The sequence below is a fragment of the Streptomyces sp. NBC_01381 genome, from assembly GCF_026340305.1.
Classification (GTDB): domain Bacteria; phylum Actinomycetota; class Actinomycetes; order Streptomycetales; family Streptomycetaceae; genus Streptomyces.
In genome coordinates, this window is sequence record NZ_JAPEPI010000001.1 from 3,100,628 (window position 1) to 3,115,853 (window position 15,226).

At 68.9% G+C, this 15,226-nt stretch carries 11 protein-coding genes and 2 pseudogenes; 9 read left to right on the forward strand and 4 right to left on the reverse strand.

Features of this window, described 5'->3' with window-relative positions; translation table 11 throughout:
- Nucleotides 1-142 precede the first annotated feature (142 nt).
- The 5 genes from gltB to OG453_RS14615 all read left to right on the forward strand — a co-directional run bounded on the left by gltB (nucleotide 143) and on the right by OG453_RS14615 (nucleotide 9,570).
- The gene (gene gltB / locus OG453_RS14595; protein WP_266868081.1) at nucleotides 143-4,711 is read left to right on the forward strand and encodes a glutamate synthase large subunit; all 4,569 of its coding nucleotides are present in this window, start codon (nucleotides 143-145) and stop codon (nucleotides 4,709-4,711) included.
- Entirely contained in the window at nucleotides 4,704-6,164 is a 1,461-nt protein-coding gene (locus OG453_RS14600) for a glutamate synthase subunit beta (protein WP_266868082.1), read from the forward strand. The genes gltB and OG453_RS14600 overlap by 8 nt, the downstream gene beginning before the upstream one ends.
- Before the next feature lie 259 nt (nucleotides 6,165-6,423).
- On the forward strand, nucleotides 6,424-7,725 hold the full coding sequence (locus tag OG453_RS14605; protein WP_266868083.1) for a sugar ABC transporter substrate-binding protein: 1,302 nt from the start codon (nucleotides 6,424-6,426) through the stop codon (nucleotides 7,723-7,725).
- A gap of 19 nt (nucleotides 7,726-7,744) precedes the next feature.
- On the forward strand, nucleotides 7,745-8,740 hold the full coding sequence (locus OG453_RS14610; RefSeq protein WP_266868084.1) for a carbohydrate ABC transporter permease: 996 nt from the start codon (nucleotides 7,745-7,747) through the stop codon (nucleotides 8,738-8,740).
- Nucleotides 8,737-9,570, forward strand: a complete 834-nt coding sequence (locus OG453_RS14615; RefSeq protein WP_266868085.1) for a carbohydrate ABC transporter permease — start codon at nucleotides 8,737-8,739, stop codon at nucleotides 9,568-9,570. Before OG453_RS14610 ends, OG453_RS14615 begins: the two co-directional genes overlap by 4 nt.
- 25 nt (nucleotides 9,571-9,595) lie before the next feature.
- On the opposite strand, the gene OG453_RS14620 is transcribed toward OG453_RS14615, so the two are convergent.
- Nucleotides 9,596-10,495 carry a chitosanase gene (locus tag OG453_RS14620; RefSeq protein ID WP_266868086.1) on the reverse strand — a complete coding sequence of 300 codons (900 nt, stop codon included), beginning with the start codon at nucleotides 10,493-10,495 and terminating at the stop codon, nucleotides 9,596-9,598.
- Nucleotides 10,496-10,608: 113 nt separating this feature from the next.
- Between OG453_RS14620 and OG453_RS14625 the strand changes: the two genes are divergently transcribed.
- Together OG453_RS14625 and OG453_RS14630 are read left to right on the forward strand one after the other, a co-directional pair.
- Nucleotides 10,609-10,827 (forward strand): hypothetical protein, encoded by a 219-nt coding sequence (locus tag OG453_RS14625; RefSeq protein ID WP_266868087.1) that lies wholly within the window; start codon nucleotides 10,609-10,611, stop codon nucleotides 10,825-10,827.
- Nucleotides 10,828-10,850: 23 nt separating this feature from the next.
- Nucleotides 10,851-11,951, forward strand: a complete 1,101-nt coding sequence (locus OG453_RS14630; RefSeq protein WP_266868088.1) for a hypothetical protein — start codon at nucleotides 10,851-10,853, stop codon at nucleotides 11,949-11,951.
- Between the two features lie 285 nt (nucleotides 11,952-12,236).
- On the opposite strand, the pseudogene OG453_RS14635 reads toward OG453_RS14630, so the two are convergent.
- From OG453_RS14635 to OG453_RS14645, 3 genes and pseudogenes are all read right to left on the reverse strand, one after another.
- A pseudogene (locus OG453_RS14635) lies at nucleotides 12,237-12,665 on the reverse strand (alpha/beta hydrolase); the annotation flags it as partial.
- Between the two features lie 361 nt (nucleotides 12,666-13,026).
- Nucleotides 13,027-13,749 (reverse strand): SDR family NAD(P)-dependent oxidoreductase, encoded by a 723-nt coding sequence (locus OG453_RS14640; RefSeq protein ID WP_266869861.1) that lies wholly within the window; start codon nucleotides 13,747-13,749, stop codon nucleotides 13,027-13,029.
- A gap of 23 nt (nucleotides 13,750-13,772) precedes the next feature.
- Nucleotides 13,773-14,215: pseudogene (locus tag OG453_RS14645) on the reverse strand (LLM class flavin-dependent oxidoreductase); the annotation flags it as partial.
- Nucleotides 14,216-14,365: 150 nt separating this feature from the next.
- Here OG453_RS14645 and OG453_RS14650 point away from each other — a divergent pair.
- Nucleotides 14,366-14,929 carry a helix-turn-helix transcriptional regulator gene (locus tag OG453_RS14650; RefSeq protein WP_266869862.1) on the forward strand — a complete coding sequence of 188 codons (564 nt, stop codon included), beginning with the start codon at nucleotides 14,366-14,368 and terminating at the stop codon, nucleotides 14,927-14,929.
- Nucleotides 14,930-14,984: 55 nt separating this feature from the next.
- A complete protein-coding gene (locus OG453_RS14655; protein ID WP_266868089.1) occupies nucleotides 14,985-15,161 on the forward strand; it encodes an FAD-binding protein in 177 nt (58 codons plus the stop codon).
- The last annotated feature ends 65 nt before the right edge of the window (nucleotides 15,162-15,226 follow it).

The window sequence follows — 15,226 nt, forward strand, 5'->3', positions numbered from 1 at the left end:
CCACCTTTCCGAGCGGTGTCCACATGGTGGAATGAGCTATCCGCTTTTCGAGAAGCGTTCCATCATGTAACCTGCACGAAATTTTGCCTGGGCCAACGTCGTCCCTCGCTCTGCATATGCCACGACGACGACGGGAGAGCCCATGCGTACGCACGCCTGGTCGCCCATGGACGGTCGCCCCGCCCCTCAGGGCATGTACGACCCCCGTAACGAACGCGATGCCTGTGGTGTCGGGTTCGTGGCCACCCTCACCGGTGTAGCCAGCCATGAGCTGGTCGAACAGGCGCTGACCGTACTGCGCAATCTCGAACACCGTGGCGCCACCGGCTCCGAGCCGGACTCCGGTGACGGCGCGGGCATCCTGCTGCAGGTGCCGGACGCCTTCCTGCGGGAGGCCGCCGACTTCGCGCTCCCCGAGGCCGGTGCGTACGCCGTCGGTATCGCCTTCCTGCCCGTCTCCGAAGCGGACGAGGCCGTCTCACAGATCGAGACGATCGCCTCCGAGGAGGGCCTGACCGTCCTCGGCTGGCGCGATGTCCCCGTCGCCCCCGAACTGCTCGGTGCCACCGCCCGCTCGACGATGCCGGTCTTCCGGCAGATCTTCGTGGCCGACGGCGAGAGCACCGGCCTTGAGCTCGACCGCAAGGCGTTCGTGCTGCGCAAGCGCGCCGAGCGGGAGGCCGGGACGTACTTCCCCTCGCTCTCCGCCCGCACGATCGTCTACAAGGGCATGCTGACCACGGGCCAGCTGGAGCCCTTCTTCCCGGACCTGTCCGACCGCCGTTTCGCCTCGGCCGTCGCGCTCGTCCACTCCCGCTTCTCGACGAACACGTTCCCGAGCTGGCCGCTCGCCCACCCGTACCGCTTCGTCGCGCACAACGGCGAGATCAACACGGTCAAGGGCAACCGGAACTGGATGCGGGCCCGTGAGTCGCAGCTCGCCTCGGACCTCTTCGGCGCCGAGAAGCTCGATCGCGTCTTCCCGATCTGTACGCCGGACGCCTCCGACTCCGCGTCCTTCGACGAGGTGCTCGAGCTGATCCACCTCGGTGGGCGCTCGCTGCCGCACTCCGTCCTGATGATGATCCCCGAGGCGTGGGAGAACCACGGCTCGATGGACCCGGCACGCCGAGCCTTCTACCAGTACCACTCCACGATGATGGAGCCCTGGGACGGCCCGGCCTGTGTCACCTTCACCGACGGCATCCAGGTCGGCGCCGTGCTCGACCGCAACGGTCTGCGCCCGGGCCGCTACTGGGTCACCGACGACGGTCTCGTCGTCCTCGGCTCCGAGGTCGGCGTCCTGGACATCGACCCGGCGAAGGTCGTCCGCAAGGGCCGTCTGCAGCCCGGCAAGATGTTCCTCGTCGACACGGCCGAGCACCGCATCGTCGAGGACGACGAGATCAAGGCCGCCCTCGCCGCAGAGGCCCCGTACCAGGAGTGGCTGGAAGCCGGCGAGATCGAGCTCTCCGACCTGCCCGAGCGCGAGCACATCGTGCACACGCACGCCTCCGTCACGCGCCGCCAGCAGACCTTCGGCTACACCGAGGAAGAGCTGCGCATCATCCTCGCGCCGATGGCCAAGACCGGCGGCGAGCCGCTCGGCTCCATGGGCACGGACACCCCGATCGCGGCGCTCTCCGAGCGCCCGCGGCTGATCTTCGACTACTTCACGCAGCTGTTCGCGCAGGTCACGAACCCGCCGCTTGACGCCATCCGTGAAGAGCTCGTCACCTCGCTGCACTCCTCGCTCGGCCCGCAGGGCAACATCCTGGAGCCGACCGCCGCGACCTGCCGCAGCGTCACGCTGCCCTTCCCGGTGATCGACAACGACGAGCTGGCCAAGCTCATCCACATCAACGCCGACGGCGACATGCCCGGCATGAAGGCCGCGACGCTCTCCGGCCTCTACCGCGTCGGCGGTGGCGGCGACGCGCTCGCCGCCCGCATCGACGAGATCTGCTCCGAGGCCGACGCCGCCATCGAGGCCGGCGCCCGCCTGATCGTGCTCTCCGACCGGCACTCCGACGCCGAGCACGCGCCGATCCCCTCGCTGCTGCTCACCGCGGCCGTCCACCACCACCTCATCCGTACGAAGCAGCGCACCCAGGTGGGCCTGCTCGTCGAGGCGGGCGATGTGCGCGAGGTCCACCACGTGGCCCTCCTCATCGGCTACGGCGCCGCGGCGGTCAACCCGTACCTGGCGATGGAGTCCGTCGAGGACCTCGTCCGCGCGGGTACGTTCCTGCATGCCGACGAAAATGGTGGGGCCGAGCAGGCCATCCGCAACCTGATCTACGCGCTCGGCAAGGGCGTCCTGAAGGTCATGTCCAAGATGGGCATCTCCACTGTCGCCTCCTACCGCGGCGCCCAGGTCTTCGAGGCCGTCGGTCTCGAAGCGGCCTTCGTGGAGCGGTACTTCAGCGGTACGACGACGAAGATCGGCGGCGCCGGTCTCGACGTCGTCGCCAAGGAGGTCGCCGCCCGGCACGCCAAGGCGTACCCGGCGTCCGGCGTCCCCTCGGCGCACCGCGCGCTCGACATAGGCGGCGAGTACCAGTGGCGCCGCGAGGGCGAGCCGCACCTCTTCGACCCGGAGACGGTCTTCCGCCTGCAGCACTCCACGCGCAACCGCCGCTACGACATCTTCAAGAAGTACACGGACCGCGTGAACGAGCAGTCCGAGCGCCTGATGACGCTGCGCGGCCTGTTCAACCTGAAGTCGGACCGCCCCTCGATCTCCATCGACGAGGTCGAGTCGGCCTCCGAGATCGTCAAGCGGTTCTCGACCGGCGCCATGTCGTACGGCTCGATCTCCCGCGAGGCGCACGAGACCCTCGCCATCGCCATGAACCAGCTGGGCGGCAAGTCCAACACCGGTGAGGGCGGCGAGGACCCGGACCGTCTGTACGACCCCGCGCGGCGCTCCTCGATCAAGCAGGTCGCCTCCGGCCGCTTCGGTGTGACCTCCGAGTACCTGGTCAACGCCGACGACATCCAGATCAAGATGGCCCAGGGCGCCAAGCCCGGCGAGGGCGGCCAGCTGCCCGGCCACAAGGTCTACCCGTGGGTCGCCAAGACGCGTCACTCGACGCCCGGCGTGGGCCTGATCTCGCCGCCGCCGCACCACGACATCTACTCCATCGAGGACCTGGCCCAGCTGATCCACGACCTGAAGAACGCGAACCCGCAGGCGCGGATTCACGTGAAGCTGGTCTCCGAGGTCGGCGTCGGCACGGTCGCCGCGGGTGTGTCCAAGGCCCACGCGGACGTCGTCCTGATCTCCGGCCACGACGGTGGCACGGGCGCTTCGCCGCTGACTTCTTTGAAGCACGCGGGCGGCCCCTGGGAGCTCGGCCTCGCCGAGACCCAGCAGACCCTGCTGCTCAACGGCCTGCGCGACCGCATCGTCGTACAGACCGACGGCCAGCTGAAGACCGGCCGTGACGTCGTCATCGCCGCGCTGCTCGGCGCCGAGGAGTTCGGTTTCGCGACCGCGCCGCTCGTCGTCTCCGGCTGCGTCATGATGCGCGTCTGCCACCTGGACACCTGCCCGGTCGGCATCGCCACGCAGAACCCGGCGCTGCGCGAGCGGTTCTCCGGCAAGGCCGAGTACATCGTCAACTTCTTCGAGTTCATCGCCGAAGAGGTCCGCGAGATCCTCGCCGAGCTCGGCTTCCGCACCATCGAGGAGGCCGTCGGCCACGCCGAACTCCTCGACACCGAGCGCGCCGTGAACCACTGGAAGGCGCAGGGCCTCGACCTGGAGCCGCTCTTCCACGTGCCCGCGCTGCCCGACGGCGCGGTCCGCCACCAGATCACGGCCCAGGACCACGCCCTGGAGAAGGCACTCGACAACGAGCTCATCAAGCTCGCCGCCGACGCCCTTTCCGCATCGAGCGCGACGGACGCACAGCCGGTCCGCGCTCAGGTCGCGATCCGCAACATCAACCGCACGGTCGGCACCATGCTCGGCCACGAGGTGACGAAGAAGTTCGGTGGCGCGGGCCTGCCCGACGACACCATCGACATCACCTTCACCGGCTCGGCGGGCCAGTCGTTCGGCGCGTTCGTGCCGCGCGGTGTGACCCTGCGCCTGGAGGGCGACGCCAACGACTACGTCGGCAAGGGCCTGTCCGGCGGCCGCATCGTGGTCCGCCCGGACCGCGGCGCCGACCACCTCGCCGAGTACTCGACGATCGCCGGCAACACCATCGCGTACGGCGCGACGGGCGGCGAGCTGTTCCTCCGCGGCCGCACCGGCGAGCGCTTCTGCGTCCGCAACTCCGGTGCGACGGTCGTGTCCGAGGGCGTGGGCGACCACGGCTGCGAGTACATGACCGGTGGCCACGCGGTGGTCCTCGGCGAGACGGGCCGCAACTTCGCGGCCGGCATGTCGGGTGGCGTCGCGTACGTCATCGACCTCGACCGGGACAACGTCAACTCCGGCAACGTGGGCGCCGTAGAGGCCCTGGACGACTCCGACAAGCAGTGGCTGCACGACGTCGTGCGCCGCCACGCGGAGGAGACCGGATCGACGGTCGCCGAGAAGCTCCTCGCCGAGTGGTCCGTTTCGGTGGAGCGCTTCAGCAAGATCATCCCCAGCACGTACAAGGCAGTGCTCGCCGCCAAGGACGCCGCCGAGCGAGCCGGTCTCTCCGAGACCGAGATCACCGAGAAGATGATGGAGGCGGCGACCAATGGCTGATCCCAAGGGCTTTCTGAACCATGGCCGCGAGGTCGCGCAGACCCGCCCGGTCGGCGAGCGCGTCCAGGACTGGAACGAGGTCTACGTTCCGGGCTCCCTCCTCCCGATCATCTCCAAGCAGGCGTCGCGCTGCATGGACTGCGGCATCCCGTTCTGCCACAACGGCTGTCCGCTGGGGAACCTGATCCCGGAGTGGAACGACTACGCGTACCGCGAGGACTGGCAGGCCGCGCAGGAGCGGCTGCACGCCACGAACAACTTCCCGGAGTTCACGGGCCGTCTGTGCCCGGCCCCGTGTGAGTCGGCGTGTGTCCTCGGCATCAACCAGCCCGCCGTCACCATCAAGAACGTCGAAGTCTCGATCATCGACAAGGCGTGGGACACGGGCGATGTCGTCCCGCAGGCGCCGGAGCGGCTGAGCGGGAAGACCGTCGCGGTCATCGGGTCGGGCCCCGCCGGTCTCGCGGCCGCGCAGCAGCTGACCCGGGCCGGCCACACGGTCGCCGTCTACGAGCGCGCCGACCGCATCGGCGGACTGCTCCGGTACGGCATCCCCGAGTTCAAGATGGAGAAGCGGCACATCAACCGCCGCATCGAGCAGATGCGGGCCGAGGGCACCAAGTTCCGTACGGGCGTGGAGATCGGCCGCGACCTCGACGCGGCGAAGCTGCGCAAGCGGTACGACGCCGTGGTCATCGCCGCGGGTGCCACGACCGCCCGCGACCTGCCCGTCCCCGGGCGTGAGCTCAAGGGCGTCTACCAGGCGATGGAGTACCTGCCCCTGGCCAACAAGGTCCAGGAGGGCGACTACGTCACCACGCCGGTCTCCGCCGAGGGCAAGCACGTCGTCGTCATCGGCGGCGGCGACACCGGTGCGGACTGCGTGGGTACGGCCCACCGCCAGGGCGCGGCTTCGGTCACGCAGCTGGAGATCATGCCCCGTCCGGGCGAGGACCGTCCGGCGAGCATGCCGTGGCCGACGTTCCCCATGCTCTACAAGGTCACCTCGGCGCACGAGGAGGGCGGCGAGCGGGTCTACTCCGTCTCGACCACGCACTTCGAGGGCGACGAGGACGGCAACGTCCAGTTCCTGCACCTCATCGAGGTGGAGTTCATCGACGGCAAGCTGACGCAGAAGCCGGGTACGGAGCGCAAGATCCCGGCCCAGCTGGTCACCCTTGCCATGGGCTTCACGGGCACGGACCGCGAGAACGGCCTGGTGGACCAGTTCGCCCTGGACCTCGACGAGCGGGGCAACGTCGCCCGCGACGCCGAATTCCAGACGAACGTGCCGGGTGTCTTCGTCGCCGGTGACGCCGGCCGCGGCCAGTCGCTCATCGTCTGGGCGATCGCCGAGGGCCGTTCGGCGGCTCGTGGCGTGGACCGCTTCCTCACCGGGGCGAGCGACCTGCCGGCCCCGATCCGCCCGACGGACCGTTCGCTGACGGTCTGACCCGTACGGCTTGTTCGTACGACCCCTCATACGTCCCGTACAACGGCGTACGGAACTGAGCGACGCCCGCCTTGTCCCCGACCGGACTTGGGCGGGCGTCGTGGCGTTTCAACATGTGCAACGCGCATTGCCTGCAACGCAAATCACGTTTCGGCCCCGCTAGCCGAATGGGTCTAGACCGCGTCGCGAGCCTGCGGCCACAATCGCTCCCACAAACGGATCGGCGCAGGACCAAGCACGAACCCATGAGGGGGCCGGCATGAAGCGACGGGTCATCGCGGCAGGTATCGCCATGACGCTCGGACTGACCGCGACGGCATGCGGCGGCGATGACGGGAGCGACAGCGGCGACAAGGCGACCGACGGCAAGGGCAAGACCCTCACCGTATGGATCATGGAGGGGACCAACCCCGACGCCAGGCCCTTCTTCGAGGAGGCCGAGAAGGCCTTCCAGAAGAAGACCGGCGCCAAGATCCACGTCGAGTACCAGCAGTGGGCCACCGCGCAGAAGAAGTTCACCACCGCGATCGAAGGTGGCGAGGACCAGGTCCCGGATGTCGCCGAGGTCGGTACGACCTGGGTGCCGCAGTTCGCCGAGACCGGCGCGCTCGTCGACGTGACCGATGACGTGAAGGAGTCCGGGCTCAACGACGACCTCGTCGAAGGGCTCAAGGACGCCGGCACGCTCGACGGCAAGCAGTACGGCATGCCCTGGTACGCCGGTGTGCGCTCCATCGTCTACCGCAAGGACATCTTCGAGAAGCACAAGCTGAAGGCCCCGACCACCTGGAAGGACCTTCAGGCGGCCGCCAAGACGCTGAAGGAGAAGGAGCCGGGGATGATTCCCTTCCCGGTCGCGGGTGGCGCCGAGATGTTCGCCGCTCCGTTCATCTGGGGCGCCGGCGGTGAACTCGCCACCGAGTCGGGCGGCAAGTGGAAGTCCGGGATCAACTCGCCGGAGGCCGTGAAGGGGATCGAGTTCTATACCGGGCTCGCCACCAAGGACAAGGTCTCTCCCGCCAAGGTCAACACCTGGACGGAGAAGGAGGTCGGCGACGCCTGGAACAAGGGGCAGATCTCCATGGCCGTCGGCGGCAACTGGACCCCCAAGGCGATCGTCGACGCGAACCCGGACCTCAAGGGCAAGCTCGCCGCCGTGCCGATCCCCGGCCAGACCGGCGGCATGAGCAAGTCCTTCCTCGGCGGCTCCTACCTGTCCACGTTCAACACGGACAAGAAGGACCTCGCCTGGGAGTTCGTGAAGATGCTGACCACGGGTGAGTTCGCCGCCAAGTGGGCCGCGGAGACCAACTACTTCCCGGGCCAGAACTCCGAGCTGGAGAAGATCGAGGCGAAGAAGGACCCGCTCGTCGAGCCGTTCGCCAAGCAGATGCTGGAGGCCGGCGCGACCGTCCCCAAGACCAAGGCGTACGGCGAGATCCAGGCCTCGAAGGTCATCCCCGGCATGGTGCAGTCCATCCTCACCGGCAAGTCCTCCGTCCAGGAAGCGGCGGACAAGGCGGCCAAGGACATGGACGCGATCTTCGCCAAGGACAAGTAGGCGAGGGCGAGTCGGCACCGTGAAAGACACGTTCGTCGGCGACGGGCCGAAGGAAGGCAGCACCAAGGCCCGTCGCCCCGCCCCCCGTCCCGAACACGAAGCGGCCCTCCGGAAGAAGAAGCTGGTCGGCCTCACCCGGCCGTGGCTGCTCCTGGCGCCGTCCCTTCTCGTCCTCGCCGGTCTGCTGCTCTGGCCGCTGATCCAGGTCGGCAAGCTCTCGCTGCAGGACTACGCCGTCAAGTTCGGCGGCGGAGTGGGCACGTACGTCGGCTTCGAGCACTACTCCGACCTGCTCGGCAGTGAACTCCTGTGGCAGACGGTCCTGCCCAACACGGCGTTCTTCGCGATCGCCTGCGTCGGCCTCACCGTCGCCATCGGCACCCTCGTCGCACTGCTGCTCAACCGCCTGGGTCCGGTGTGGCGGCTGATCTGCTCCATCGCGATCCTCGCCGCCTGGGCCATGCCCGCCGTCACGGGGACGTACGTCTGGATCTGGCTGTTCCAGCCGCAGGACGGCATGGTCAGCCAGATCGCAGGATCGATGGGGCTCATCGATCCCGAGACCACCAACTGGTTCACCGAGCGCGGCCCGTTCTACGCCATCGCGACCCTCAACGTCGTCCACCACGGCTTCCCGTTCGTCGCCATCACCGTCCTCGCCGGACTGATGACGATCCCCAAGGAGCTCTACGAAGCGGGGGAGTTGGACGGCGCCAACGCCTGGCAGCGGTTCTGGAAGATCACCGTGCCGACGATCAAGCCGGTCTTCCTGGTGGTGACCATCCTCTCCACCATCTGGGACTTCAAGGTCTTCACCCAGATCTATCTGATGCCGGGCGGCGACGGCTCCAACGAGGAGGTCTACAACCTGGGCGTCTTCTCGTACATCGAGGCCTTCGCCAAGAACGACTACGGGACGGGCGCGGCAGCGGCCGTGTTGCTGACGCTTCTGCTCCTCGTCATCACGATCGTCTATATCCGTACGTTGTTCCGGCAGGGGGATGAGGATCTGTGAGCGCCCGTCGCACCACTCTCGCGGGGCGCATCGGGCTTCCGGTCGCGGTCGCCGCGCTCCTCGGCTTCACGCTCTTCCCCGTGTACTGGATGGTCTCCACGTCACTCGACCCGAAGGCGATCACCCGCGGCTCGGACGTCCTGCCGAGCGGCCTCAGCTTCGAGCACTTCACCTTCGTGTTCGAGAAGGGCAACTTCGGTACGTATCTGCTGAACTCGGCGATCGTCGGGTTCGGCACGATCCTGGCGGCCGGAGTGCTCTCGCTGTTCGCCGCCATCGCCGTGGCCCGCTTCAAGTTCCGCTTCCGCACCTCCGTACTGATCATGGTGTTGATCGTGCAGATGGTGCCGCTCGAGGCGCTCGTGATCCCGCTCTTCATCCAGATGCGGGATTACGAGATGCTCAACTCGCTGCTCGGTCTGACCATCGTGTACGTCGCGCTCTCGCTGCCCTTCGCGATCTGGACCCTGCGCGGGTTCGTCCAGACCGTGCCGAAGGAGGTCGAGGAGGCGGCGTACATCGACGGGGCGTCCTGGTGGCGGATGTTCCGGTCCGTGCTGCTTCCGCTGGTCGCGCCGGGTCTTGTCGCCACCTCGATCTTCGCCTTCATCACGGCGTGGAACGAGTTCGTCTTCGCGTACACCTTCATGAAGGGCAGCGACAAGTACACCGCCGCCGTGGGGATCTACCAGTTCTTCGGTGAGAACTCCACGGCCTGGGGTCCCGTCATGGCCAGCTCCACGCTGGTCACGCTGCCGGTGATGATCTTCTTCGTGATCGTGCACCGGAAGCTGGGGTCGGGCCTCGCGGCGGGAGCCGTCAAGGGCTGAGTCCGGTGGGGGGCGGCGTTCAGGGTTACGGGACCTTGAACGTCTCCCCGTACACCTTCCACTCCAGCGGAGTCTTCAGGCTCAGGTTCCCGTCGTAGAGGAACTGCCGCTGGGCCGTCTCGACGCGGGTCGTGTCGCGGTGGGCCTTCTTCTCCTTCATCGCCTTGGTGCGGATGTCGAGGAAGATGTCCAGGTACGCCTTCTCCTTGCCGCCCTGGGCCGGCGTGTTCGCCTCCTTCAGCGCCGCCTCGCGCAGGCCGTAGAAGCCGCGGGGGCCGGTGCCGGGGCCGTGCAGCACCATCGCGTCGTAGTAGATGAACTGGCCAAGCGTGCCGAGCCCGTCGAGCTTGGCCAGGCGCACCGCGGGGTCGAAGTAGACGCGGTCGCGCGTCCTGTCCTGGGCCTTGCGGAACGCGGGCTCGGCGGCCTCCGCCTTCCAGGCCTTGGCGAAGCCGGGGTCCAGACCCTCGTGCGAGTCGCTGCCGTCGACCTTGCGCAGAGCGGGCAGATAGCGGGCCAGGCCGTTGTCCGGGTGGTCCTTCGTGTACCGCTCGACGAGCGTGAGCAGGTCGTGCGTACCGGTGCAGAAGCCGATGATCCCGGCGGTGTAGCCGTTCCCGTCGCCTATGTCCTCGACGTAGCCGTACTGGCCGCGCCAGTTCAGCGTCGAGTTCTCCGCGCTCGCCACGAGCTGCTGCGCCAGCTCCTTCTTGGCGGGCGCGGCCAGGCCGGGCGGCAGGCTCGCGATCAGCTTGGCGTCGGCCTTGCGCTCGGCCGCGGTCTTGTCCTCGTCGTACGGCTGCTGGGTGCCGGGCGCCTTTCCGCCGGCTCCGGCATCGGCGCTGTCCGAGTCGCCGCCCAGGAAGTAGACGGCGACCGTGGCGACCGGGGCGACGGCGAGAAGGAGGAGACCAGCACGTTTCATTCGGCCAAGATTACGTGCGCTTTCGCGGTAGCGCGTCTTCCGGATCCCGGTCTATTGACTAATAGTCAATGGCGCATCAGTCTCAGGAGCCGTACCCGGTCCTGGGAGGCCTGATGAGCGCCGAAGCGCTGGAGCAGCTGGGCAAGGAGCTGCGGGACGAACCACCGGAATCCTTCGGGCAGTTGGCGCCCGAGCAGCTCGCTCTGCTGGCCGACGCGCTGAAGCGGGAACGGGAGAGCCGGGCGGCCGGCCTGAACGAGGCCGCCGAGGAGGCGCTGAAACTGGTGCCGGCGCTGGCGCGGGGTCCCGTACGCCGGATTCTGTTCCGATAGTTCCGACAGGAGGGGAGCAGGCCATGGACAAGCTGCGGAGCAGGGCGGAGACCCTGAAGATCGCGCGTCTGCTGGATGCGGAGCCGGACGGGCTCGCCTTCCTGCGGACGCTGCCCGTCGAGGACGTACGCCGCTTCCGCGAGCAGTGCCTCGCGGCGCTCTTCGACCGTACGCCCGACATGCTGGACCGGATCGCGTCCGCGACGAAGCTGGTGCCGGCCGGGGTCGCGGCCGCGATCTCGCAGAAGGCGCTGGGCCCGCGGCTCGCCGCCGGGGTCGCCGGGCGGCTGGAACCGACGCGGGCCGCCGACATCATCGAGAAGCTGCCGGTGGCGTTCACCGCGGAGTCGTGCGGGCATCTCGACCCGCGCAGGATCAAGGGCATCGTCGACCGGCTCGACGAGGGCCTGGTGGTGCGGATCGCGGTGGCGCTCGCCGAGCGGGGCGACCACCTGACGATGGGGCGGTTCGTCGGCCATCTGCGGGACTCCGCGCTGCGGCGGATTCTGCCGCAGGTGGACGACGCGGCGGTGCTGCGGACGGGCTTCCTGATCGATGTGCCGGAGCGGCTCGGCGGGATCATCGAGCTGATGGGCGCGGAACGGCTCGCGTCGGTCATCGCCTCGGCGTCGGGGGAGGGGCTGTGGCCGGAGGCGCTTGCCGTGGCCGGGATGGTGACGGGGGAGCAGCGGGGCCGTATCGCCTCGCTCGCCGCGGGGCGGCCGCAGCCGGAGCTCGACTCCCTGGTCGCGACGGTGGCCGAGCAGGACCTGTGGGAGTCACTCCTTCCGCTGGTGGCGCTGCTGGGGGAGGAGGAGCGGCGGGCGGTCGCGGTGCTGCCGTCGCTGCGGGATGCGGGGGTCCTTGCCGACGTCGTCCGGGCGGTGGTGGCCACCGGTCTGTGGGCGGAATTCCTGCCGCTGGTCGGTCTGCTGCCGGACGAGTCCCGGAAGCTGGTCGCGGACGCCGCCGGGGCGTTGCCCGCGACCGACCTGGACGCGCTTGCCCTGGAGGTCGACAAGCAGGATCTGTGGGAACTGGTCATGCCTCTGGTCGAGTTGATGGACGACGAGGCCAAGACACGAATCTTTGAGCTGCCGGCGTTTCAGGAGCAGGGCGGCTGACGGGGGGGGCTCGGGCGGTTCTTTCCCCAACCCCGCCCCTTCCCGAAACTTTCCGGCTGCGCCGGCCGCGAGGTGGCCGTAGATCACCGGCTCCGCCGAGTTCGTCCTCAAACTCCCCCAAGCTCTTAAAGAGCAGGGGGGACCCCCTCGACGGGCTGAAAGAGCTGCGCACCCACCGCACCGAGAAACCCGTGGAACACCCCCGGATACAGCCGGACTTCGGCGCGGACGCCCGCCGCCCGCGAGGCGCCGCGCGTACGCGATCCCCTCGTCCCGCAGCGGATCGCAGTCCGCGAGGACGAAGAGCGCAGGGGGCAGCCCGGCGAGATCGGTCGCCAGACCGGGCGAGGCCGCTACCCGGTCGCCGCCCGGTCCGACGTACTGCTCCCAGTGCCACCGCATGTGCGCGGTGGTGTGGAAGAAGCCCGCCGCGTACGCGGACGCGGACACCGAATCGCTCTCGAAGCGATGGTCGAGGACGGGGTGGAGGAGAATCTGCGCGGCGACGGCGGGCCCCGCCCCGTCGCGGGCCCGCAGCGCGCAGGACGCCGCCAGGTTGCCCCCGCTGGAATCCCCGGCGACGACGATCCGCGCCGGATCGCAGCCCAGCTCACCGGTGTGGACGGCGGCCCACCCCAGTACCGCGTACGCGTCGTCGGCGGCGGCCGGGAAGCGGTGCTCGGGCGCCCGCCGGTAGTCGGCGGAGACCACCACCGCCCCGGTCCTGACGGCGAGTTGACGGCACAGCCCGTCATGGGGTCCAGATTGCAGAGCACCCAGCCGCCGCCGTGGAAGAAGACGATGAGTGGCCGGTCCCGGCCGCCGTCCCCATCCCCGTCGTCGTAGATCCGCACAGAAACGGGAGTGGCCCGCTCTGTCACCGAGCGGACCGGCGGCACGGGCCGCAGGCCGAGCCCCGCCCGTGCGGCCGCCCGCAGGGCAGCCGCGTCCAGCGGTCCGTCGGCCGGTTCGGGGAACCCGGACGACATCGCGTCGCAGAGCCCGCGGGCGATCGGGGTCAGCGGGTCCGGTGCCCCCGGTGCCGCCGGGCCGTCCGGCGGAAGCGCAGCTGAACTCATCCCGCCGTCGACCCCCCGTCCACGGTGAACTCCGCCCCGGTGACGTACGACGACGCGTCCGATGCGAGAAAGAGCACCAGCTCCCCGACCTCCTGCGGCCGCCCCATCCGCCCCAGCGGCAGATGCGACCAGTCCTTTCCTGCACCGGAGACGGAAGAGATCATCGGGGTGTCGATCGCCCCGGGGTGCACGGAGTTGACCCGGACCCGGTACTTCGCCAGGTCGAGCGCGGAGGACCGGGTCAGACCCCGCAGCCCGAACTTCGTCGACCCGTACGCGGCGTGCCCCGGTATCCCGACAAGGCCCGCCGTCGATGAGACGTTCACGATCGAGCCGCCGCCCGCCTCCTTCAGCGCGGGCAGCACCGCCTGGATACCCAGGAAGGGGCCGAGCAGATTGACCCGGATCAGCGTCTCGAAGTTGTCGTACGTCTCGTTCTCCACGGACGCCGTGCGCCACAGCGCGGCGTTGTTGACCAGGGCGTCAAGCCGGCCGAACGCGTCGAGGGAGCACGCCACGGCCGCCGCCCAGCTCTCCGCGTCGGTGACGTCATGACGTACGAAAAGACCTTGTTCCCCAAGGGACTTGGCGACCTCCCTGCCCTCCTCCTCGCGTACGTCCGTGACCACGACCCGCGCCCCGGCCTCGGCGAAGAGCCGGGCCTCCGCGGCGCCCTGGCCGCGTCCCGCGCCGGTGATCAGTACCGTCTTGCCGTCCATCGGGATCACGTCACGCCTCCTGCGGGACGGGCCGGGATGTTCGCCTCGTGCAGCTTGGCGACCAGCTCTTCGCGGTCCTTGGCAAGGGCCGCCACGTGGTCAGCCGCCTCCTCGGTCTCGGCGTACGAGGTCGGGGCGGGGCCGTTGCCGTACCAGTGCGCGATCGACTCCGCGAAGAAGCGCCGGCCGCGGGTGCCCAGGCGCAGGGCCAGGTCGGGGTCGTCCAGGACGATCGTCGGGCAGAGCGCGGAGAGGTGGTTGTTGACCTCGCCACCCAGGTCAGAAAGATCTCGGAGGCGCTCATGTGCACGTACTGGGTGAGGGAGTGATGCTCGACCGCCCAGACGCGGTCGAAGCCCATCTCCTCGGCGTAGACGGCCTGTTCGACGCAGTCGCGCAGCACCTGACGCTCGCGCTCGGGGGTCGGGTCGGCCAGCTGGGCCTCGAAGATCATGGAGAACTTCATGGGTCTCCTCCGTGGTCGGTCACTTCAGCTATTTCTAATAGAAATACTTCCAGCAGGCATACATGGGCTCGGGAAGAGGATCCGTAGACTGCGGGCGTGGCGGAGGAGAAGAGCAAGGCGAAAGAGGGCACGCCGGACGGCGGGGCGGAGTTGCCCGCGCTGCCCGCGACCAGCTGGGCGGTGCTCGGACTGCTCTCCTTCGGCGAGGAGTTGTCCGGCTACGACCTCAAGAAGTGGTCGGACTGGTCGCTGCGCTTCTTCTACTGGAGTCCGTCCTTCAGCCAGATCTACAGCGAGCTGAAGCGTCTTGAGAAGGCCGGGTTCGCGACGTCGCGCATGATCGCGCAGGAGACCGGGAGCCGCGACAAGCGGGTCTACCGGATCACCGGCGAGGGGATGGACGCCGTACGCAGGTGGGCACGCGAGGCTCCCGTCGATCCACCCGTGCTCAAGCACGGGCCGATGCTGCGGATCTGGCTCGGGCATCTCCTCGAGCCGGAGCAGATGCGCGAAGTCCTCGCCCGGCACCGGGAGTTCGCCGAGACGATGCGGCAGCGCGCCGAGGTGGACATCGAGGGTGCGCGGACCGAAGCGGCGTGGGCGTATCCCACGCTCACCCTCAAGTGGGCCGAGCGTTACTACCGCTCCGAGCGCGACCTCGTCGACGGCATGCTCGCGGACATCGAGGAGCTGGAGAACGGTACGCGTCCGTAGGCGCGCCGGAAGTACACCAGCGGAGTCCAGGACGTCCGCCAGGTCGCACTCGTTCGTGGACGCCATGTACGCCGCCGACAAGGACGGCACCCCCATCGCGGGCCTGTACGCATCGGGCAACTGCTCGGCCGCCGTCATGGGCGAGACGTATCCCGGACCGGGCGCGACGATCGGCCCGGCCATGACGTTCAGCTGGGCGGCGGTCAACGACATCGCGGGCACCGCGGGCTGACCGGACCCCCGCCGCCGCACTCCCGTACCCTCGGCCCCCAGAACGGGCCTGCCCACTCCTGGGGG

Coding starts and splice junctions, on each gene's coding strand:
- gltB (WP_266868081.1), top strand. CDS start 143: ATGCGTACGCACGCCTGGTCGCCCATGGACGGTCGCCCCGCCCCTCAG.
- OG453_RS14600 (WP_266868082.1), top strand. CDS start 4,704: ATGGCTGATCCCAAGGGCTTTCTGAACCATGGCCGCGAGGTCGCGCAG.
- OG453_RS14605 (WP_266868083.1), top strand. CDS start 6,424: ATGAAGCGACGGGTCATCGCGGCAGGTATCGCCATGACGCTCGGACTG.
- OG453_RS14620 (WP_266868086.1), bottom strand. CDS start 10,495: ATGAAACGTGCTGGTCTCCTCCTTCTCGCCGTCGCCCCGGTCGCCACG.
- OG453_RS14625 (WP_266868087.1), top strand. CDS start 10,609: ATGAGCGCCGAAGCGCTGGAGCAGCTGGGCAAGGAGCTGCGGGACGAA.
- OG453_RS14630 (WP_266868088.1), top strand. CDS start 10,851: ATGGACAAGCTGCGGAGCAGGGCGGAGACCCTGAAGATCGCGCGTCTG.
- OG453_RS14640 (WP_266869861.1), bottom strand. CDS start 13,749: ATGGACGGCAAGACGGTACTGATCACCGGCGCGGGACGCGGCCAGGGC.